Source organism: Clostridium estertheticum (genome assembly GCF_026650985.1).
GTDB lineage: Bacteria > Bacillota > Clostridia > Clostridiales > Clostridiaceae > Clostridium_AD > Clostridium_AD estertheticum_C.
In genome coordinates this window covers 12,076-33,014 of record NZ_CP086240.1, presented here as the reverse complement: position 1 = coordinate 33,014, position 20,939 = coordinate 12,076, and the positions used below count along the sequence as shown (strand labels likewise).

The window sequence follows — 20,939 nt, the reverse complement described above, 5'->3', positions numbered from 1 at the left end:
ACGATATTACCATTGTTGTATTAAGCAATGATTTAGTAAAATACCAATTCTTATCAATTTTATATGAAAAAATTAGAAGATTGCACACCTTACGAATTAACGGAAATTACAACGGAGCTTGTGGCTTTTCTTTCTAAAAACATGGATGCTAATTCACTAAATTTAGTATGTTTTGGAATGGCTATATTTCGTAGATTATCGAATTAGTGATTTGCCTATTCCACCTTTTCGGGGGGATGAGCAAAAATACCCATATTAATACATTTCCTTCAAAAGCATAAATATTCCCCTTTTAATTTCATTAGTATTTACACTGCTTATACTTAATCTTATTAAATTTTCATCTATACAATTATTTAGGTAAAATGTCTTTGGATATTTAAATAATACATTTTTTATGTTTAATCTTTTGATAATATCTTTGGCACGTACATTATTAGTAATTTCAAAGCTCGCAAAAAAACCCGAATTAGGAACATGCCATATTATATCAGCCCTATTTAAACTTTTTGTTAGTATATTAAGATAACTCATCCTTTCAGAATATACCTCTTTAAGTTTTTTTATATGTTCATTAAACATACCATTTTTTATATAAATTTCTAAAGCGCCCTGTGAAATTAAAGATGTGTGCAAATCATTCCATTTTTTATATTCTTCGAAAGTTTTTAATAGCACTTTTGGAAGCACAACGGCTGAAACTCTTAATCCTTGCAATACTATCTTTGAATAACTTTTTAAATATATTACCCTAGATGATGAATCTAACGAATATATTGGATCTGATTTTTTATCAACTTCTAAATCAGCAAGATAGTCATCCTCAACTATATAAACATTATATTTTTCAGCTAGCTCTAATATTTTTCTCTTATCATTATTGGAATATGAAAAACCCGTAGGATTGTGAAATCTTGGAATGATATAAAAAAATTTAACATTATTACACTTAAATATCTTTTCAAGTTCATTAAAGTCTATTCCATCTAAGTTTCTTTTAATGCCTATGGTATTTATATTATTAAGCTCTAGTGATTTAATAACTCCATAATATGTTGGTTGTTCTATAAGCACATTTTCTCCACCATTTGGGAAATGCATCATTGTTAATATATTGATAGCTTGTTGTGAACCTGAGGTTATGAAAATATTTTGTTTATTAGTAAACACTTGATAATCTTGAAGTTGTTTTGCTATCACATTGATTAAAGTTTCAAGTCCTTGTGTACTGGAATTAGAAATAAATTTCTTCTTATATAATTCCATTGCTTGATTTAAACAATGCTGAAAGTCTTCATAAGGTAAAATACGTGTATCAAGTATAGATGTAGAAAAATCTATATTTTTATTTGAAATGTTATTATTTGGATTTAAACTGTTTTCAATAAGATAGTGCCCACTTTTAGGTATTGAGTACACTATATGCTCCTTTTCTAACAAATCATATACCTTAACAACCGTTATTTTGCTACATTGAAATTTCTTACATATACTTCTTATTGATGGTAACTTTTCACCTGCATTAATCTTTTTCATTAATATTTCACTTTTTATATATCTTAAAATAGTTTCATATTTCATCAAAACACCTTCTTTCTGAATATCTGTACCAGCCCACATTAAAATTTCTATTCTTGCTTAAACTATGCAATTTTTATATACTTTCACTATACTACAAAATACTATAATTTTTTTAAAAGGCGATGAGTATTTAACATGAAACATTTACTTACTGAAAATGGAACACAAGTTATATTCAAAAAAAATAATGTATATTTAAAATATACTACATTAATTTTGACATTAGGTCTTGCAGGTTTTATTTCTGCTGCTGACAACTGGTTTATTTCTCCCTCACTTCCTGCCATTGCAGCTGGGTTCAGTGTGCCAGTTTCTAAAGCAGGAAATATATTGACATCCTACATGATACCTTATGGAATGATGCAACCTATATATGGGTTTTTAAGTGATCGCTGGAGTAAAACCAAAATACTCCAATGGATTCTCTGTGGACTTGCTTTAGGTACTTTTGGTTGTGCCTTTGCGAGTTCCTTGCTGATGTTGTGTATTTGGCGAGCATTTACAGGCTTTTTTGCTGCTGGTATTATTGCTGTATCATTAGCCTTAATTGGTGATACAGTTCCAATTTTTGATCGTCAAATCTATATAGGAAAGTTTATGGGTATAGTTTTCCTCGGTCAAGGTGTAAGTTCTGGACTAGGTGGCGCATTGTCTAAATACTACAGTTGGAGAATAGCATTCATTGTTTTTGCTGTAATATCAATTATCACCATATTTTTCTTGCACAAATTACCAAATAACTCCCCAACACATATATCCCATAACTTTTTAAAAGAAGTTAAACAGATTTTATTTACAGAAAAAGGGAAAATAATTTTCCCATTGTCTCTATTAACAGGTTTTTTGTTACTTGGTTTATACAGCTATATGGGTGCTTTTCTACATGAGATTACAGGATTAGATTATTTACAGGCTGGAATTGTAATAATGTTCTATGGTTTTGCATGTCTGCTGGCGGGTTCTCAAGTTGGTAAACTAGGACAAAAATTCGGGAAGAAAAAAATAATTATAATAGGTGAATGTTTAGCTTTATGTTCAGCTTTTCTCTTAATAATTTTTTCATGTTGGCAAGCTATATGGATATCAACAATTAGTTTAGGCTTTGGTTATATTTTTATCCAATCTACATTAGCAACTATAGCTTTTGAGGTATCAACTGAAACTAAAGGACTCCCTGCAGGATTAATTGGGTTATGTCTTTTTAGTGGTGGTGGATTAGGTACCGCTTTTAGCGGTTGGTTGCTTTCTCAAGTAAGTTATAAAATTCTTTGGTCCGTTCTTGCTTTGGGAATTGTTTTCTTTATTTTTATTACTGCCAAACTACACTTTAATAAAATGTAGAAATTGGTGTTTTTACCTTACCCGCCAAAAAGGTATATTAGCATATTTAAGGTTATGAGTTAGGATCAAAGTTGAAGTTATGTTACATAACAATATCAATTATTAGTATTAAGTAACATTCAATTTATGCTTTTCATATAAAATATTCAAAATCGTTGCTAAATAAGGAAAGTGGAAGTTACACAAATACATTGTGTAACTTTCAAAACACCTAAAATTCATATTAATAATATATTTTGGCTCTAATATATCCTTTTGGCGGGCTAGGCAAAACTACCCTAATTGCACTAATATTATTTCATTAATGACTATTTTGATTTATGAGTATAATTACTAACTTTTGTACCATATGGATCAGTGCTTATAGTAATTGTTTCTGTACCCCTAGGAGGATTATGTGGACCAGTAAAAGTCTCAACCTGAATATCAATAATGTACTTATAGGGGTAGAGCCAACATTTCCGACAAAACCCACTCTAAGACATAAAATGGATAAACATTTTATAATCCACCAGCTCTAAAAAACAGTAATTTATGGTACATAATGGTATAATTAACTTGAAAATTGTTATATGATTGTATTTTATGCTGAACTAAAAATGATTTTAGAATTTATGTAAATATTAAATGTTAAGAGATACCGTAGAATCCACAGTTGAAAGGGAAATTGAAGAAAACGGAAATATTTTCAATGTGGTAACAAAAAATTATAATTGTTCAATGTGCAACTCACTTATTCAATGTGAGGATACAAAGCACCTCAAAAACACAAAATCATAGAACTAATTTAGTAAGTAACTATAGGAAAATACGAATTAAGGAGAATGATTTCATGTTACAAGCTAAGAAAGAAAACCTTTGGACATCCAGTTTCTTTATTTTATGGCAAAGCCAACTTGTTTCAACATTAGGTGATGCAGCTTACAGTGTATCGTTAGGCTTCTGGGTACTTTCAGTTACCGGTTCAACTGCACTGATGGGTATGCTCATGGCTGCATCAACTTTACCAGGTGTATTAGTATCGCCATTCGCCGGTGTATTAATTGATCGCCATAACAGAAAATATTTATTGATTTTGATGGATATGATCAGAGGACTAAGTATTGTGCTTGTTTCGGCTGCCGCCTTTACAGGAGTAATAGCAGTTTGGATGGTATTTGTAGCAGGTATCATACTGAGCATTTGTGGAGCTGTATTCCGTCCCGGAGTTAATTCTTCAGTACCTGATATTGTTTCTACATCAAAATTATCAAATGCAAATGCTATGTTATCAATTGCTTCCACTGGATCGAATATGCTTGGCAATGTCGCTGGCGGATTCCTTTTTCAACTACTAGGTGCACCATTTTTATTTATTTTTAACGGTCTATCGTATTTGTTTTCTGGAGTTTCACTATTTTTTGTGAACATTCCTAAAAATGAAAACTATAATAAGCAGAATGTTTGGAAAGACATGAGTGACGGTTTTCATTTTATATGGAAGCTGAAAGGTTTAAGATACCTATTACTGATAGCAGCAGTTCTAAACTTTTTTCTATTCATTGTACTCATTCTTTTATTGCCCTTATTTCAAAGAACTCCTTCTCTTGGAGCAGTCAGATACGGTGTTGCCATGGCATGTTTTATGGGAGGTGCTATGGCTGGGTACGTTTTTTTATCTGTTAAATCCATTCCACCTCATAGAAAGTTAAAATTATTCATTATATCGATTGTAATATTTAGTATAAGTATTATTATTGCAATAAATCAGTCGGTTTTTGTGATTATGGATATATTCTTATTTATTGGCGGATTATTTAATTCAATTGCAAATGTAATTCTATTATCTACAGTACAGGCTGCGTCACCTAGGGAAATGATAGGGAAAGTAATGGCTTTTATGAGTATGACTACTCAAGGACTTACCCCCTTTGCCATGGCGCTTGGCGGTGTACTAGCTGGTTTTATTTCAATTAGAGTTATTATTTCAGTTTCCTTATTTTTGGTGGTTATTATAATAATTCCATTTTACTTTGTAAAATCTTTTAAGAAATTTATAAACTACGATTATGAAAAAGATAGTTTGAATAATCTTACTTAGAGTTGAAAAATTTGGGTTAAGACATTTATTAGGATTTCGTTTTGCTCCAAGGATAAGAGATATATCTGAGCTCACACTTTATTCATTTAACAATCCTAATAAATAATCATAGTCAGATATATCCTGAACTGAGAAAATTACAAGAACAAAAATTGATTAGTTTTCGAGTAGAAATTGTCGGAAATAAACTTGAAAAAAAATACTATACCCTTATGGATGATGGAAAAGCAAAACTAAATGAGTGGATTTTCGTTCCTACACCAGAGTTATTGGCAACTAAGGATGAGTTCATTTTAAAGTTGTACTTTATTGATGATAAAAAAGACGGAAAATTAGAAAAGATGTTCGAGGAACAAATAATGTTGCACCAAGAGAAATTGGAACATTTAAAATTTAGGATGCAGACTATTTTTGCTTCGCAAAAAGAGAAAGAATTAAACTATGGGCATTATCTAATATTAAATCACGCCATTAATCGTGAAGAAGGATACTTACTATGGCTTACAGATCAGTATATATACATAGAAAAGAACGAAGAACTGTAGTCATAGGGGTTCACAAAGAGTTCAGAATTGTAGATTTATAACTAACATAACCACAATACATGCAATACTTCTTTATTAAATATTTATTTTCTCCCCCTTAGCTTTATGATAAAACTTTGAATGCTTGGCAATGAGATCATACACGTAATTATGACTATAGATAATAATCCTTTTGAAGTTAACTCACCAACTACAACTACATTCCAATTCATAGTCATTGCTCCCCTCTTTAATATACTAAATCCCCACATCTAATGATATGGGGGTTCCTTATGTCGACATAAATGAAAGAAGCGTACTAAATTGACTTTTTATTTTGTTTTATATTTTTTTATTATAAAACTTATAATCAAGCCTAGTACGAGTCCAATCAATGCGGGGAAAAAAGCGAAAAATGAGCCCATCCATTCAAATGATTTAGTTAATAAAAATGGAATTAGTATACCTAAAAGACCAACAAATACAGGATAAAGCCAAAATAGATAACCCTTTTTTATGCTAATAATAAGGGAACTAACTAAAGTAGTTATAGGCATTATAGTATAAAAAAAGAATAGAAAATAACCTATTTCGTATCCTGGCGGAGAGAATATTCCTAAAAGATAAATTATAAAAAAAATTAAGACAGAAAAGCCATAACATATTATCGATATTTTTTTATATGTATTAATATTTTTCATGGTCACACCTCCTCTAAATAAAACAGAATCTTTACGTCAACATTTTTTACTGCTGCGACACAAAACATTTATTTAATTATACTATTATTACAGTTACTTAACGAGTGAAATATTTACATTTATGGGGTTTTAATTTTCTTAACGTACGAAATATCATTTTTGCTCATGCTACCCCCTTTTCTAATTAACATAACATTTCATATACATCAATTTTTAATAAATATATACTAATATATTTATTAAAATCATTATGTAATTATATTAAAATCATTATGTAATTATATTAATATTTTTATATATAAAAAATAATTCCAATAATATTATATACTTTTATTAAGTTTTTCAAAAAAAATAAAACATAACTATCATTATATACAAACATTATATGAAATATAATCGATACATAATATCATTTTATATAAACATTTTCATAATTTAATATTAAAACTTCTATATAAAAATATTAAAATCTTTGTTTACTTATAATAATATATAATATATAATTTTATTAATTAATATATATATACATAAACAAATAGAATAAATACTTGGAGGCCGTAAATAAATGAAAAAAGATGTTATTGTCATTGCTATTTATAATAATAAAGGTGGTATAGGTAAGTCAACATTCGCAATAAATTTGTTACATTCTTTAGTAACAGATTTCAAAAAGGAAGACGGAACACCTTATAGATGTTTGGCAATAGATAATGATGGTCAATCAAATGCTACACTTACTTTAACAGGAAAATCTGAGGATGAAATATCTGAAACTACTGAAAATACAATGTTCAATTTAATGACAGATGAAGATGTACTTGCAAAAGATTGTGTAATTAACACAAAATTTGAAAATATCTTTCTGATACCAGCAACTGACGATCATTCCGATACACCAGATGCTATTAGTAATGAAATGGATAATACAAGAATAATGAAAGAAAAGATTGCTCCTATAAAAAGCGAATATGATTTTATTGTTATAGACTGTGCACCCACCAAAGACCGCAATGTATACAATGCACTTTTCGCAGCAGACATTGTTTTATCTCCAATGGAAACACAATTATTTTCTAGAGTCGGACTTAGAAATTTATTAAAACAAGTAAATAAAGTAAACAAAAAGAGAGAAACTCCACTACTACATTATGTTTTCTTATCTAAAGTAGACAATAGACAAAAAACTAATAATCAAAAGGTAAAAGAAAACCTACAAACTGTGCTCTTAGATGATTTTATAGATAAAGGTATATCTCTATTAAGTCTGTATGTAAAATCTCTCGATGAAGGCTATACAGCTATAAACTACCCTTCGGATAATAGAGGCAAAATAGAGATAAGAGATTTAACCCAAAAAATATTAGAAAAAATAAATGAAGAATTAATCTAGGAGGAAAAATAGGATGAATAACGATGATATTAGAGATATATCAAGCAAAAGAGATGGTGAAATTATTAAATTTAAAAATTATATAGAGTCTGGCAAAGATATGGAGGATGCTGTAGTCAACAGAATTATGAAAAATATAGGGAAGTTGGAGACTACCCTATTAGATGCTAAAGCAAATTTTATTCCTTTTAATCCAAATTCAACTTCAATAGAAGAAGAAAAAGAAATAATTATCGATAAAGTTTCTGTCAACAAATCATTGACCTACGATGATCGTAATGAGGTTGAATCTAAAAATGAAGAAAATACAAAGAAAAAGAAAATTATAAAAAAAGAAAAGATAAATAAAAAAACTATGGGTGTATATATTTCAATGGAGCTTTCTAAAACATTAAATAAAATGGTTTTGTTATCTGGCGAAAATGAAAATAGCGTTGTAAGTACATTACTAGGCAATATGTATAATAAAGAAACGAAACAATTGAATATAAAAATAAGTCAAAAAGAAAAAAAGGCTAGAATCACATCATTTGCAATTAACTCCGATATTGTCGAAGTGATTGAAAATGAAGCAATAAAAACCGGTTATAAGAAAACAGAGATTTTTGAAATACTTATTAGAAAAGCTTTGGAAGAATACGATATATAGATAAAAGGCCTGTCCATTTTTCACCCGCGGGTCGCGATGATCTACTTGCAAAACATATCGTTTTTTTTAATATTATAAAAACAAATCCTGCTGCAATGCAGTAGGATTTGTTACCCCTGGGGGAAGGGGGATTATTGTTTTGCTTTGGGCTAGTTTACTGACTGCTAATAATATTAAATAGAAAGATTACTGCTTAGGTAAGCGTAAATTTAATATATTATATTATTTCATGGCAGTGAGTAAGATTGTCCAAAGCTTCCTTTTAATCAAGAGCAGTTAAAGAGCTTGTGCCACAACAGTTTTCGCATGAAGCATGAAGAAGAAAACTGTTGTGGACTAGCCTTTTACTGCGACTGTAATTTAAAGTAATAATGGTATAATCAAATAAATTATTTATGTCTCAACAGTAAAATTATACGAACTTATGGGTTTTCAAATTTTACTTGCACCTTACGTAGCGTAATCATTTATACTTTTTTTATAGAATATAAAATAAACTAATACAGGGGGGAAATATGAATACTAAATATATTGTTATAATTCAGTGCGACATTGCACATAGAAGGTGCAGTGGATTTGCATGTACAAATGCTTTTTACAATAAGGATGGAGTCTTTAAAGATTATGATAATGCTACAAGATATATTTCTTTTACTTGTGGGGGATGTTGTGGAAAGGGAGTTGCTTCAAAATTAGAACATTTCTCTAAGAAGTTATATAAAAAAAACAATATTAGTAAAGATGAAGTTGTAGTTCACTTATCATCTTGCATGGTAACTGACAATTATCACTACGATAGGTGTCCTCACGCAGACTATATCAAGGAGATAGTTACAAAGAAAGGTTATAAAAATGTTGTTGATGGTTCTTTCATAAGTGACAATGCTGAAAGGAAAAGAGAAGAAGGTACTTACAACTGCTATCAGTAAAATCAATTAACCATATTATTCAAAGAAGAAAAAACAAGGCTACTTCGAGTTATTCATTTATGTCGACATAAGGAACCCCCATATCATTAGATGTGGGGATTTAGTATATTAAAGAGGGGAGCAATGACTATGAATTGGAATGTAGTTGTAGTTGGTGAGTTAACTTCAAAAGGATTATTATCTATAGTCATAATTACGTGTATGATCTCATTGCCAAGCATTCAAAGTTTTATCATAAAGCTAAGGGGGAGAAAATAAATATTTAATAAAGAAGTATTGCATGTATTGTGGTTATGTTAGTTATAAATCTACAATTCTGAACTCTTTGTGAACCCCTATGACTACAGTTCTTCGTTCTTTTCTATGTATATATACTGATCTGTAAGCCATAGTAAGTATCCTTCTTCACGATTAATGGCGTGATTTAATATTAGATAATGCCCATAGTTTAATTCTTTCTCTTTTTGCGAAGCAAAAATAGTCTGCATCCTAAATTTTAAATGTTCCAATTTCTCTTGGTGCAACATTATTTGTTCCTCGAACATCTTTTCTAATTTTCCGTCTTTTTTATCATCAATAAAGTACAACTTTAAAATGAACTCATCCTTAGTTGCCAATAACTCTGGTGTAGGAACGAAAATCCACTCATTTAGTTTTGCTTTTCCATCATCCATAAGGGTATAGTATTTTTTTTCAAGTTTATTTCCGACAATTTCTACTCGAAAACTAATCAATTTTTGTTCTTGTAATTTTCTCAGTTCAGGATATATCTGACTATGATTAGATCTCCAAAATTCTCCAATTTCATCTTCGAAAATCTTTTTAATATCATATCCTGTTAACTCTTGCTTTTCCAAAAGTCCAAGAATAATATATTTTAGTATATTTTTCTTAGCCATATTTAGCCTCCTTGACAATTATCTTTAATAAGTATAACATAATACATATAGTTAAAACATGTTTATATTTACATGTTTATTCTTACACTTTTAGGAGGTAACACAATGACAGAAAAAAAAGTATTTAAAAACTTAGAGGATTTTTTAGGAACTCACTTTATCTACACTTATGATAATGGTTGGGAATATGAATGGTATGCAAAGAATGACCATACCGTTGACTATCGTATCCATGGTGGAATGGTAGCCGGACGTTGGGTAACAGACCAAGAAGCAGATATTGTTAAATTAACGGATGGTGTATTTAAAATCACTTGGACTGAACCAACTGGTACTGATGTAGCTTTAGACTTCATGCCAAATGAAGGAAGATTACACGGCGTTATCTTCTTCCCTAAATGGGTTCATGAACATCCAGAAATTACAGTAACTTATCAAAATGAACACATTGATTTAATGGAAGAAGCAAGGGAAAAATACGAAACTTATCCCAAATATATTGTTCCTGAATTTGCAAAAATCACTTATATGGCTGATGCAGGACAAAATAACGAAGATGTTATCAATGAAACTCCTTATAAAGGCATGACAGATGATATTCGTAAAGGCAAATATTTCGATGAAAACTACAAGAGAATCAAAAAATAAGAAAATATCATAAATAAAAAAAGACCTAGAGTAACACCTAAGGTCTTTTTTGTTTAGCCGTAAATATCCTTGTATATAGTGTTATCACCAACATCCAACAAAACGTGAACTATAATAAACGAACTTTTATAACAAATGCCGTGAAATCAATCTTTCACGACATTTATATTTCATACCATAAATAAAAAACGAGTTTTATTTATGAATTTATAGCTTGTACAACTTTTAAGGAATATCAATCACATTCATTGCATTTGTGTCTGTTGCGCTTGTTACATTCATGTCTATCACATTCGTCGCATTCGTGCCTGTTGCACTTGTTACATTCGTGTCTATCACATTCGTCGCATTCGTGTCTGTTGCTCTTGTTACATTCATGTCTATCACATTCATCGCATTCGTGTCTGTTGCACTTGTTGCATTCATGTCTATCACATTCGTCGCATTCATGTCTGTTGCACTTGTTACATTCATGTCTATCACTATCAGCGTGCCAATAACTATACATAGTATTACCTCCTAGCAGTATCAGTTCTTCTAACTGCTACTCTATGTTATTCAGATAAAGATATACTGTGACATAAACAATATGCGAATTTATCAATTATGTTATTTACACAAAAATTACTCCTTTAGCGAGTAATTTACATTTGTAAGCATTCTTTTTAAACTGTGTTCAGTTATCTATAAGTGAATCGTATACTAGGAATCTAAGATTGAGTTGATGTAAAAGTTATTAGAAATCAACACTCAAAAAAATGAAGAAGACACTGCGTTTTACAGCAATGTCTTAACTACATTTATACTAAGCTTCTTCTTCAAATATTGGAGCATTTATAAGTGTAGCAAATATTAACTCGTGGAAATGGCCATCAACGACATTAGTTTTAGCCTCTACAAAATGGACATGCTTGCCATCATTGCCAACGGGTATTGGTAAACCTGTAGTCGCTTCAAATTCATGAAAGTGGTCAAAAAAGTCTGTTCTTGATTTAACTTTATGAACATGCCCACCTTGAACTGGTATTGCAGGACCTGATACTCCAGCAAATCTATGATTATGAACATCCTCACTACCTACTTCAGCTAATCTAACGCTTCCTAAAAATTCATGGTCGTGAAATTGATTTTCTTTTTTACACTCTTTATCATCATGTTTTTTTTCACAGCCACAATTATCATCATGCTTTGACATTAACATCACTCCTTATTTTAAGACATTATTATTATATGTAACTTGTTTTAATATTGAACCAAATATAAAAAAGCAGCAATATTTTAAAGTCTATACTATAGAATAATGTATCTTATCAAAGAAGTTAGAACGACTAATAAGATCTTTCTTAATTAGGTTCATTTACAATTCTTTTATATTTTTTTTCTGAGCAAGTCCATTTAAATATAAAAACAATTGCATAAAATATGATTGAAACTATAGAATATATAAGTATTTCACCTGTTTTTTCTGTTTTAATTGAACCATTTATTACAATAATAATAATAAATGCCAAAAGATAAGTTGCTAAAAAAGTTAAAGTATACCTACTCACATAGGCAATAATACCTTTCTTGTGAATTGGTTCCCATTCAGATAAAAATTCATTATAATCTGCCATATTCATCCTCCCCAATTATAGCTATCTTATTGCATACATTGCTATTTAAATTACCATCAATTATTTATTCATACTATTTTTTAATTTTGAAAAACTTCCCATAGAGATTATAAGGATAATATTTATGATCGTCATAACAGCTAATATCGTCATTGATTCAGTAAACATAAACAAAACTAAAAAAATGGGATCTAAACACATAACTATTTTACTAAATCTCATTTGTATTTTTTCTATATAGTTAAAGTCAGTATTGTCAATGGTAATTTTATTAATTATATACTTACTAAATTTATTTGTACTCAACTTTATTAATCCCACTATACATATAAAACTAATTATAAACACTAAAACTGTAAACATATTATCACCACCTCAATTCAGATCTTGTTCCATAGTTAAATTTTATTTCTTTTCATTTTACCTTCACCGTTCATAATAAATGCCTCTTAATTATATAATAAATGTAATCAGTATAACAGTTAATTGTAATAGGAGTAAAAATTTAATGGTAATATTTTATTTTCTAACATACAAGGACAATTATACACCCTCAGGTTTTATTTTATCTATCAAAAAAATAAAGTGAATGTAACACAATACCAATTGAGTTACATTCACTTTGGGTCTATAGGCTATATGTGCATATACAATAAATGTCGTGAATAATAATATTATGTTTGTTATTTAACTCCCATCCATGATGAAATAACCATTTTTTGCACCTCGCTTGTTCCTTCATAGATTTCTGTGATTTTAGCATCTCGAAAAAAACGCTCAAAAGGAAAGTCACAAGAACATCCATCATATCCTGCTAGCTGAAGACAGCGACGGGTTACATTGGTAGCTGCTTCTGCCGCATATAATTTACCCATAGCCGCCAAATGAGAGAATGGCTCGTGGTCTTGTTTCGCCTGTGCTGCACGGTATACAAGTAGACGTGCAGCGTCCACTTTTGTTTGCATATCTGCAAGTTCCCATTGTGCATATTGGAACTGAGAAATCCGCTCTCCAGATTGTGTATGTTCTTTTACATAATTTACAGAATGATCAATTGCAGTTTGTGCTATCCCAAGAGCCTGTGCTGCGACACCAATTCGTCCACCATCCAATGTAGCCAAAGTCATTTTAAATCCTTTTCCTGATTCTCCTAGCTGGTTTTCTTTTGGAATTTTGCAATCCTGAAAAATCAGCTCATATGTGGCGGAACCACAGATTCCCATTTTCTTTTCCTTTGTACCAAAGCTAAATCCGGGAGTTCCTTTTTCTACGATAAATGCTGAAATTCCTCTATGTCGCTGACTCTTGTCTGTCATTGCTGTCACAAAGTAGGTATCAGCATAAAAACCATTTGTAATAAAGATTTTTGTTCCATTCAACAGCCAATAATCGCCTTTATCAACAGCTGTTGTCTGTTGATTTCCTACATCACTTCCTGCCATAGGTTCTGTCACTGCAAATGCTCCCAATTTTTCACCTTTAAGAAGTGGAGTTAAAAATTTCTTTTTTTGTTCTTCTGTACCATATTCAAATATTGGCCAGCTACCCAGTGAATGATGATCAGACAACATTACAGAAGTAGTGGCACAGTGTTTTGCCAATTCTTCAATAACCGCTATATAATTGAGATATGAATGTCCGGCACCACCGTATTCTTTTGGATAACAAATTCCCATCATCCCCATATTCGCTAGTTTTTGTCTGCTTTCTGCTGGAAACCTCTCCTCTTTGTCTAGTTCTGCAGCCAAGGGCGCAACTTCTTTCACTCCAAAGTCATGAATTATATCAATTACCTTTTGCTCGTCTTCTTGAAATTTAAAATTCATTTATATTTCCTCCTTTTTTTGTTTACCTTGTCTTTCTTTTCCCTTTGTTTTACAATAACATAATCAAATACATTTAAAAATTGAATTAATTCGAATTAAAGATTCGAATTTTTGAATATAAGGGGATTGATATAATGAATACAAACTATTTGATTACATTGAAAACAATTTTAGAAGCTGGAAGTTTTCAAAAGGGTGCACTCAAACTAAATTATACACAATCGACTATCACTTATCAGGTTAAACAACTTGAGAAAGAACTATCAATAAAACTGTTTGAAAAAATTGGGAGAAAAATGATATTAACTCAGGCTGGAAATGATATACTGCCGTTTATCAAAACTATTTTACAAGCGACAGAACAGATCAATAATTATGGTAAAGGCATTTCAGAAATGAATGGATCTCTGAGAGTAGTGGTGCCTGATTCATTACTAATCTATTTGTTACAGCCAGTCATACAAGTTTTTCGACAAAAAGCACCTAATGTACAGCTTATTATTAATGCAATGAATTGTATCGACATACGGGAACAGTTAATAAATGGTAGTGCTGATATTGGAATCCACTGCGATGTTGGTAATTATCCTGCTACAATTGCGTTAGAAGAATTGGGTGCGTTTAGGGTATGCATGGTTGCACCGCCTTTTGTTGATTCTAAAGAACTTGACTTTATCACTCCGCATCAACGAAAAACCTTGAATATGATTAGCAGTGAACCGCATAGTTCCTATCAAAAAGTAATCATGGAATACCTAACTGAAAAGGATATTATCTTAAATCAAACCATGGAAATGTGGAGTATCGACGCTGTAAAAAAGAGTGTAATTAACAATTTAGGAATTTCGTATCTTCCTATTTTTGCAGTAGAAGAAGAATTAAAAAGTGGTGCTCTGATTCAGGTAAAGACTGGACTTGATGATACATTATTTTCTTCTTTTTGTTCTTATCACAAAAACAAATGGATAAGTCCGCCAATGGAATTGTTTTTACAGCTAGCGCAAAAATTCTTAGGAAAAACATGTATGTAACAAAATGTTTTTCATATTATTTTCAAAAATATAAAACAATTACTTCCGGTGTCCAGACAGACGAAATCTAGAGATAATAAAAATGTTAATCAATAATAAAAGCCACATTCGTAAAAAGAATAAAGCACTGATATATAAATATTTCACTCGTTAAGTAACTGTAATAATAGTATAATTAAATAAATGTTTTGTGTCGCAACAGTAAAATATTACGTATTTCAGATAATAAATGAGTAGTACACAAGAAAAGGAACCTATAAAATAGTCTTTTTCTTGTGTCTATTTTATAGGTTCCTTTTTATTATATTGTAATAGCCTTTTAATTAATAAGTATAATTATCTTAAATATTGGACTGTATTCTCTTTTCTTTCTGGGCCTTTTGAAGGAGTATTATCTGAGTATCCTAAAAGCACTGTATAAAATGGAGTGTAGTCCTCAGGTATATTTAATTTAGATATAAGCTCTTCCTTCTTTCCTCCGTTAAATGCCGCTGAAGGTGCACCGCACCAGCATGATGCTATTCCTAAAGAATGTGCTGCTAATAACATGTTTTGTGTAGCTGCTGCACAGTCTACCTCTGTATAGTGATTATTATTTAATCCCGATATTAAAATAATTGTAGGTGCATCATATGTAACTTTATATTTATCATTGAATCCTACTTTTCTCAGAAATTCATTATCTGATTGCTTAAAAACTTCTTTTGCCTCAAAATTCATTTCATCTATTAGATCCTTATTTTGTATAACTGTAAAATGCCAAGGCTGTTGATTTGTACCACTTGGTGCATAAAGACCTGCTTCTATTATTGCTTGTAACTCTTCTTCTTTTATTTGTTCTGGTTTAAATTTTCTTGTAGTTCTTCTTTCTTTTATAGCTTTTAATACTTCATTCATTTTAAAGTCTCCTCGCATAATTAATATTCCATAATGTTTATGCTATAATTATATATCGTAAAGGTATAAATACATAAGTACGCAGTTTTTTCTGTGTTAGTGTTAAAAAGTATACTATTGAATTTAAAGGAGTTATAATTATGAATAATGATACGGATTGCAATGTAGAATTGCCTAGTGTTAATAAATGCGAGACAAAATGTCCACTTATATACGCATTAGAGATTATTGGTCAAAAGTGGAAGTTTCCTATTATGTGGTACTTATTTGATAATAATTTCACTAGATATAATGAATTAAAAAGAAAAGTTAAAGGTATTACTAATATGATGATTACAAAATCTTTAAAAGAATTGGAAGAACATAATCTTATCCTTAGAATCCAATATGAAACGATTCCTCCTAAAGTTGAATACTCTTTAACAGAAAGAGGTAAAGCACTACTTCCTACATTGAATGAATTGTCTAAATGGGGTGAAGAACAACTTAAACTTGATAAGTTGAAATCAAATTTTTAAACGCTTCTCATTTACTTTTACACAATCTTCTTAAACTACGTCACAAACGAATGTACGATTTTACTTAAAACCTTACATTCGTAAAGTGATTATGATTAAATATATTACCTTCATGATCCGCAATATATCATATAAATAGATATATTCAAGTCTATAATTGCTTAGTTAAATTTAACTAAATGCTTAACAACCCATATATAGCTTAAAACAAACTCAATATTTTTTGTATCTTTGTATTTATATGTTTCATAATAATTTTAGATTTAGTTTTAAATAATTAATAAATTAGTACTTTATTTGTATGGACAGTATAGTGAATTTTGATAGTACAACCTTGTTTTATTTTTAAGGAAATAAGGAGAGTATAGTGGCTATCTTAAATTTAGATGTTCCATGCAGCAGCTAACGGTTTCCTCATAAAACAGCTGCTAATAAATTAATTTTAAATTCGCTATTTTGATGAAAACGCGAGCTTTATTATGTATATTTCTAAGGCTTTTACCACAAGTGGTAATTGATAAGGTAATGCTCAGGTGTATATTACTGATGTTATTTTTTTAAGAATTACATTCCAAGCTCCAGATCACTTTTCCCCATTACCTTTTCTATAGTTCCATTTTTAAGTTTATCGGCTAGATCTAAAATATTAGTTATAACTTTACTAAGCTCTTGGAGCTGCACTTGAGATTTAGAAAAGTTCGTTTCAAGTGTAGTTGTTAAAGTTTCTTCCTCATGCCATTTGGATATTTGATTCTCATATAAACATATGGAATCTAATTGCTCTGAAAATACTTTAGTAACTTTTTTTACTATTTCATCATTCAAAACATATGGCTTAGATTGCGCCTTCAAAAGATTTTTATATTGATATTTAGCTTCTTCTAGTTGACCAGATATCATTGTAGACATCATAGGTAGCATATTAATCTATTTGTTTTTGTTCATACTAAGGATACCACCCATTGATTTTATTTTTAAGTTTAATGCGATATATATTTATTTTAAATATACACGTCAACGTGCCCATTCACGGTGACGTGTACGTGCCCGTGAATACATATGTTTACCTGGAATTATCATTCCTATCAATGATTTTACCGTGAATTACATCTTTGTAAAATCAGGATGTAACACGATTTTTTTTACAATCTGTACTTGCGATTTATTAGCATTTTCATCTAATGATAAAAGTCGCTTTTCTAGAACATTAAAATAATTATAGATATAAGGTTACATTACAATTTATTTTTTCACAGCAGCCATAAGCATATCCATAGCCATTCTAAATATCTCTGATTCTTTTATTCTTTTTCCTTTATTTTTCTTAGTTAATTGTTTTGATAGATCCTTTACAAAATCCGATTGATCTTTTCTTAAATAAGCTACACACCTTACAAATTGTTCATTATTACTTAGTAAGGAATCTAGTACCGAATCCGTGTCCGTAGACATATTTGTGCTTGTAACCGTAGTCGGGTTTGTGTCCGTGCACGGTGACGTGTACGTGCCCGTGACTATATCCGTATTGTTATCAGCGTTTTCAATGCTTGCGCCATCAGTGGTACTCTTGAAAAATGCATCTGCACCTTGTCCTTTTTTCACTCCTTGTAATTGAAGTTCATTTACTTTCTTCATCTTATCGGCTAGGCTAATTTTGTTGCGTCCCATGCTATAACCTCCTTAGCTAATTCTTGATAGGAAATAGATCCTTCAAATTTTTTATCAAAGGTCATAATAGGCTCACCAGCTAGCACTGCATCTGGAAATTTTATTGATTTTTTTATCATGGAATGAAAAACAGGATAATTCTTTTTAAGCTCTGCAACTACATCTTTGTGATGTGTTGTTCTATTGTCATATAAAGTTACTAATATCCCCATTAAGGTAAGCTTTTTATTTAATCTTTTTACCTTAGCCATGGTTTTTTCAAGCAAATTGAAGCCTCTTAATGCGAGATACTCCGGTGCCATAGGTACAATTACAAAATCACATGCAGCTAATGCATTAATAGTTAGAAGTCCAAGGGAAGGAGGGCAGTCGATTAATATATAGTCAAAGTCTGCTTTCACTGGGTCTAGCGCATCCCTTAATTTAAATTCGCGACCTACCTCGGATACTAGTTCCATTTCTGCTGCAGAAAGGTCTATGGTAGATGGTACGAAGTATAGAAGATCGTCAAATAAAATCAGTTTTTTAATATCCACATCTTCAACCAATGCATTATAAATTGTTTTTTCTAAATTCTCCGGTTCAAGACCTATTGAAATTGTTAAACTGGCTTGAGGGTCTAGATCTATCATTAAGACTTTCATGCCAAGCTGGGTAAGAGCTACTCCTAAATTCAATGTTGATGTTGTCTTGCCAACGCCCCCCTTTTGATTGCTTACTGCAATGATTTGTGCCATTATATATCCCCTCCGTCTAGTTCCTTTTTTATACCTTCTTTAATGTATGTAACCATTTGTGCAGATCTGCTCCGTTCACTTTTTTTGGCTATTTCTTTTAGCTGTTTTTCTAGTTCTATACTCATAACGACAGGTACAATAACATGAGTTTCTTTATTAATTGCCATTGTAACACCTCCAATTAGCGTTAGTATATCATGGTTATTAACTGTTAACAACTACAATTTAAAAGTACTGCAAGCTTAAATTAGATTTGAAATTTTGGCCAAACTTACTCACTGCTCTCTAATCATAAAATTCTTTAAAATCACGTTATCATTTTTAGAAGAGGGTAGACCTAAGCTATATACATCAAAACAAATAAATAATGCGATTGAGATGCTAAAAAAGAATTCATATACAGAAGTTGCAGAGATAACTGGAATAAGTAAGTCAACACTAATTAGAGAAGTTAGGAAAAGAAAAGTTTACCAACATTTTGGAAGCTTCAAGTCTGCCATCTTCTATAAGTGGCAGTTGTCTAGCCTAGAAAAATTGCTTTGGTGGAAGTCTAAATCTGTGTAACATTGGAGATTTTAAATTTGAAAAAGATGAATACCATTATTTTCTGTTCCATTACTACATATCCCCTAATTGGGGTGGCGTACACAAGAATGATATTTCGTATGCTAAGAAAAGCATATACCCATAAATGTACTGATTGGGGTTGGAAAGTGTCCTAGATGTCACAAAATCAATGTACTATTTTTATAATATATCTCATAAAACAATACATTCAAATGTACAATAAGAAAAAAGGCCTTAGTTAAACCTACTATAAGCCTTTATATATCAACGCTTTATGTTATTTTTACGAATGTAAGTTTTTAATCAAAATCGTACATTCGTTTGTGACGTAATTTATGAAGTGTGTGACTTATTTAATGTTAGAACGGTATTACTGTTCCTTTACATCAGCCTCCACCACCACTGCTAAGAATAAGATATCTATTACTACCTAAATACAAATAGACTGATTTCCCATTTCCCATAAAATCTCTTTTATAACTGTAAATTTTTTTACATGTAATTTTATCAATAATTTTTGAAACCTCATATTTGGGTTTATTATCACCAGTTAACACCTCAATACTACCGTTATGATAATAACTGTATCCATGAAAAGATACTTTATTAGGATAACTGAATACGTTCCATGTGCCATATATTGCACGATTTGAGAAGGATATAGGCAAAATAACAAAGTATAATATTAATAGTGCTTTTTTTATTATGTTTTTTGATTTGTTCATTTATCTTCCACCTTCTTTGATACACAATAAAATACTGTTGCGACACAAAACATTTATTTAATTATACTATTATTACATTTATTTAACGAGGGAAATATTTACATTTATGGGGTTTTAATTTCCTTAACGTACGAAATATCCTTTTTGCGTATGTTACCCCTATATGGGTTGTTAAGCATTTAGTTAAATTTAACTAAGCAATTGTAGACTTGAATATATCTATTTATACGATATATCTGGGATCATTAATGTAATATATTTAATCATAATCACTGTAGGAATTGTTACCCCTTGGAAAAGGGGTATTTATTTTTTTGCTTTGGACTAGTTTACTGAAAGAATTGTAATGAAGTGAAGAATGAATGGAATGGAGGTTCTTTGAGTAAGATTGTCCAAAGCTTCCTTGACTGCAAAGGAATACACATGGGAATAGGAGCAGTGATAAAAAATAAACTGACCCGCAGAGCTCTTCTTCTTGGATTTGTTTTTTTATGACTGCTCCTTCAATACTTTATATTAATGTTTTTAAATAATAAGGGACTATTGAAGCAAATAAAACTGTTAATCCATAAGTAAATTGTATTCTATTGGATTATAGATTTCACAATAGAA

26 protein-coding genes and 2 pseudogenes are annotated in these 20,939 nt (G+C 30.4%); 12 read left to right on the top strand and 16 right to left on the bottom strand.

The genetic code is table 11. The features are described from left to right. Positions 1-255: 255 nt before the first annotated feature. The gene (locus LL038_RS24885) at positions 256-1,581 is read right to left on the bottom strand and encodes a PLP-dependent aminotransferase family protein (RefSeq protein ID WP_268056102.1); all 1,326 of its coding nucleotides are present in this window, start codon (positions 1,579-1,581) and stop codon (positions 256-258) included. A 135-nt stretch (positions 1,582-1,716) separates the two neighbouring features. Between LL038_RS24885 and LL038_RS24880 the strand changes: the two genes are divergently transcribed. Next, the gene (locus LL038_RS24880) at positions 1,717-2,922 is read left to right on the top strand and encodes an MFS transporter (RefSeq protein WP_216127953.1); all 1,206 of its coding nucleotides are present in this window, start codon (positions 1,717-1,719) and stop codon (positions 2,920-2,922) included. Positions 2,923-3,230: 308 nt separating this feature from the next. Here the strand turns inward: LL038_RS24880 and LL038_RS25770 are convergent, their stop codons facing one another. Continuing rightward, entirely contained in the window at positions 3,231-3,353 is a 123-nt protein-coding gene (locus LL038_RS25770; RefSeq protein ID WP_375293045.1) for a DUF3888 domain-containing protein, read from the bottom strand. 401 nt (positions 3,354-3,754) lie between these two features. On the opposite strand from LL038_RS25770, the gene LL038_RS24875 reads away from it, so the two are divergent. The 3 genes and pseudogenes from LL038_RS24875 to LL038_RS24870 all read left to right on the top strand — a co-directional run bounded on the left by LL038_RS24875 (position 3,755) and on the right by LL038_RS24870 (position 5,547). Next, positions 3,755-5,002 carry an MFS transporter gene (locus LL038_RS24875; protein WP_216127965.1) on the top strand — a complete coding sequence of 416 codons (1,248 nt, stop codon included), beginning with the start codon at positions 3,755-3,757 and terminating at the stop codon, positions 5,000-5,002. Positions 5,003-5,012: 10 nt separating this feature from the next. Further along, positions 5,013-5,102: pseudogene (locus tag LL038_RS25765) on the top strand (Tn3 family transposase); the annotation flags it as partial. A gap of 52 nt (positions 5,103-5,154) precedes the next feature. Then, the gene (locus LL038_RS24870; protein ID WP_418921896.1) at positions 5,155-5,547 is read left to right on the top strand and encodes a hypothetical protein; all 393 of its coding nucleotides are present in this window, start codon (positions 5,155-5,157) and stop codon (positions 5,545-5,547) included. An 83-nt stretch (positions 5,548-5,630) separates the two neighbouring features. On the opposite strand, the gene LL038_RS24865 is transcribed toward LL038_RS24870, so the two are convergent. Together LL038_RS24865 and LL038_RS24860 are read right to left on the bottom strand one after the other, a co-directional pair. Then, a complete protein-coding gene (locus tag LL038_RS24865) occupies positions 5,631-5,759 on the bottom strand; it encodes a hypothetical protein (RefSeq protein WP_268056101.1) in 129 nt (42 codons plus the stop codon). 99 nt (positions 5,760-5,858) lie between these two features. Next, a complete protein-coding gene (locus LL038_RS24860) occupies positions 5,859-6,227 on the bottom strand; it encodes a hypothetical protein (protein ID WP_216173125.1) in 369 nt (122 codons plus the stop codon). Between the two features lie 565 nt (positions 6,228-6,792). Between LL038_RS24860 and LL038_RS24855 the strand changes: the two genes are divergently transcribed. The 4 genes from LL038_RS24855 (at position 6,793) to LL038_RS24840 (ending at position 9,453) form a co-directional block, all read left to right on the top strand. Continuing rightward, positions 6,793-7,617 (top strand): ParA family protein, encoded by an 825-nt coding sequence (locus tag LL038_RS24855; RefSeq protein ID WP_216128161.1) that lies wholly within the window; start codon positions 6,793-6,795, stop codon positions 7,615-7,617. Between the two features lie 13 nt (positions 7,618-7,630). Further along, a complete protein-coding gene (locus LL038_RS24850) occupies positions 7,631-8,266 on the top strand; it encodes a hypothetical protein (RefSeq protein ID WP_216128159.1) in 636 nt (211 codons plus the stop codon). 515 nt (positions 8,267-8,781) lie between these two features. Continuing rightward, positions 8,782-9,195 carry a CGGC domain-containing protein gene (locus LL038_RS24845; RefSeq protein ID WP_216128157.1) on the top strand — a complete coding sequence of 138 codons (414 nt, stop codon included), beginning with the start codon at positions 8,782-8,784 and terminating at the stop codon, positions 9,193-9,195. Between the two features lie 129 nt (positions 9,196-9,324). Continuing rightward, positions 9,325-9,453: a hypothetical protein gene (locus LL038_RS24840; RefSeq protein ID WP_268056101.1), complete on the top strand. Its 129-nt coding sequence runs from the start codon at positions 9,325-9,327 to the stop codon at positions 9,451-9,453. Positions 9,454-9,536: 83 nt separating this feature from the next. On the opposite strand, the gene LL038_RS24835 is transcribed toward LL038_RS24840, so the two are convergent. Next, positions 9,537-10,094: a PadR family transcriptional regulator gene (locus LL038_RS24835; RefSeq protein WP_268056100.1), complete on the bottom strand. Its 558-nt coding sequence runs from the start codon at positions 10,092-10,094 to the stop codon at positions 9,537-9,539. 105 nt (positions 10,095-10,199) lie between these two features. On the opposite strand from LL038_RS24835, the gene LL038_RS24830 reads away from it, so the two are divergent. Beyond that, positions 10,200-10,742: a phenolic acid decarboxylase gene (locus LL038_RS24830; RefSeq protein ID WP_216128095.1), complete on the top strand. Its 543-nt coding sequence runs from the start codon at positions 10,200-10,202 to the stop codon at positions 10,740-10,742. A gap of 225 nt (positions 10,743-10,967) precedes the next feature. Here the strand turns inward: LL038_RS24830 and LL038_RS24825 are convergent, their stop codons facing one another. The 5 genes from LL038_RS24825 to LL038_RS24805 form a co-directional block, all read right to left on the bottom strand. Beyond that, positions 10,968-11,225 (bottom strand): hypothetical protein, encoded by a 258-nt coding sequence (locus LL038_RS24825; protein WP_216128093.1) that lies wholly within the window; start codon positions 11,223-11,225, stop codon positions 10,968-10,970. A 322-nt stretch (positions 11,226-11,547) separates the two neighbouring features. Beyond that, complete coding sequence (locus LL038_RS24820) at positions 11,548-11,937, bottom strand: YmaF family protein (RefSeq protein WP_216128091.1); 390 nt, start codon at positions 11,935-11,937, stop codon at positions 11,548-11,550. A gap of 148 nt (positions 11,938-12,085) precedes the next feature. Continuing rightward, on the bottom strand, positions 12,086-12,358 hold the full coding sequence (locus LL038_RS24815; RefSeq protein ID WP_216128089.1) for a hypothetical protein: 273 nt from the start codon (positions 12,356-12,358) through the stop codon (positions 12,086-12,088). A gap of 60 nt (positions 12,359-12,418) precedes the next feature. Next, entirely contained in the window at positions 12,419-12,721 is a 303-nt protein-coding gene (locus LL038_RS24810; protein ID WP_216128087.1) for a hypothetical protein, read from the bottom strand. 320 nt (positions 12,722-13,041) lie between these two features. Continuing rightward, a complete protein-coding gene (locus LL038_RS24805) occupies positions 13,042-14,184 on the bottom strand; it encodes an acyl-CoA dehydrogenase family protein (protein WP_216128085.1) in 1,143 nt (380 codons plus the stop codon). A gap of 134 nt (positions 14,185-14,318) precedes the next feature. Between LL038_RS24805 and LL038_RS24800 the strand changes: the two genes are divergently transcribed. Then, a complete protein-coding gene (locus LL038_RS24800) occupies positions 14,319-15,215 on the top strand; it encodes a LysR family transcriptional regulator (RefSeq protein ID WP_216128077.1) in 897 nt (298 codons plus the stop codon). A gap of 336 nt (positions 15,216-15,551) precedes the next feature. Here the strand turns inward: LL038_RS24800 and LL038_RS24795 are convergent, their stop codons facing one another. Beyond that, positions 15,552-16,112 carry a nitroreductase family protein gene (locus LL038_RS24795; RefSeq protein WP_216128243.1) on the bottom strand — a complete coding sequence of 187 codons (561 nt, stop codon included), beginning with the start codon at positions 16,110-16,112 and terminating at the stop codon, positions 15,552-15,554. Positions 16,113-16,252: 140 nt separating this feature from the next. Here LL038_RS24795 and LL038_RS24790 point away from each other — a divergent pair, with 140 nt between their 5' ends. Continuing rightward, on the top strand, positions 16,253-16,630 hold the full coding sequence (locus LL038_RS24790) for a winged helix-turn-helix transcriptional regulator (RefSeq protein WP_268056099.1): 378 nt from the start codon (positions 16,253-16,255) through the stop codon (positions 16,628-16,630). Between the two features lie 564 nt (positions 16,631-17,194). Here the strand turns inward: LL038_RS24790 and LL038_RS24785 are convergent. The 4 genes from LL038_RS24785 to LL038_RS24770 all read right to left on the bottom strand — a co-directional run bounded on the left by LL038_RS24785 (position 17,195) and on the right by LL038_RS24770 (position 19,202). Next, positions 17,195-17,530 carry a hypothetical protein gene (locus LL038_RS24785; RefSeq protein ID WP_268056098.1) on the bottom strand — a complete coding sequence of 112 codons (336 nt, stop codon included), beginning with the start codon at positions 17,528-17,530 and terminating at the stop codon, positions 17,195-17,197. 342 nt (positions 17,531-17,872) lie between these two features. After that, complete coding sequence (locus tag LL038_RS24780) at positions 17,873-18,298, bottom strand: hypothetical protein (protein ID WP_216128123.1); 426 nt, start codon at positions 18,296-18,298, stop codon at positions 17,873-17,875. After that, positions 18,274-19,035 (bottom strand): ParA family protein, encoded by a 762-nt coding sequence (locus LL038_RS24775; RefSeq protein ID WP_216128125.1) that lies wholly within the window; start codon positions 19,033-19,035, stop codon positions 18,274-18,276. The genes LL038_RS24780 and LL038_RS24775 overlap by 25 nt, the downstream gene beginning before the upstream one ends. Beyond that, on the bottom strand, positions 19,035-19,202 hold the full coding sequence (locus tag LL038_RS24770) for a hypothetical protein (protein ID WP_153882491.1): 168 nt from the start codon (positions 19,200-19,202) through the stop codon (positions 19,035-19,037). Before LL038_RS24770 ends, LL038_RS24775 begins: the two co-directional genes overlap by 1 nt. A gap of 157 nt (positions 19,203-19,359) precedes the next feature. On the opposite strand from LL038_RS24770, the pseudogene LL038_RS24765 reads away from it, so the two are divergent. After that, a pseudogene (locus tag LL038_RS24765) lies at positions 19,360-19,500 on the top strand (helix-turn-helix domain-containing protein); the annotation flags it as partial. A gap of 488 nt (positions 19,501-19,988) precedes the next feature. Here the strand turns inward: LL038_RS24765 and LL038_RS24760 are convergent. Continuing rightward, on the bottom strand, positions 19,989-20,327 hold the full coding sequence (locus LL038_RS24760; RefSeq protein ID WP_216128127.1) for a hypothetical protein: 339 nt from the start codon (positions 20,325-20,327) through the stop codon (positions 19,989-19,991). Positions 20,328-20,939 lie beyond the last annotated feature (612 nt).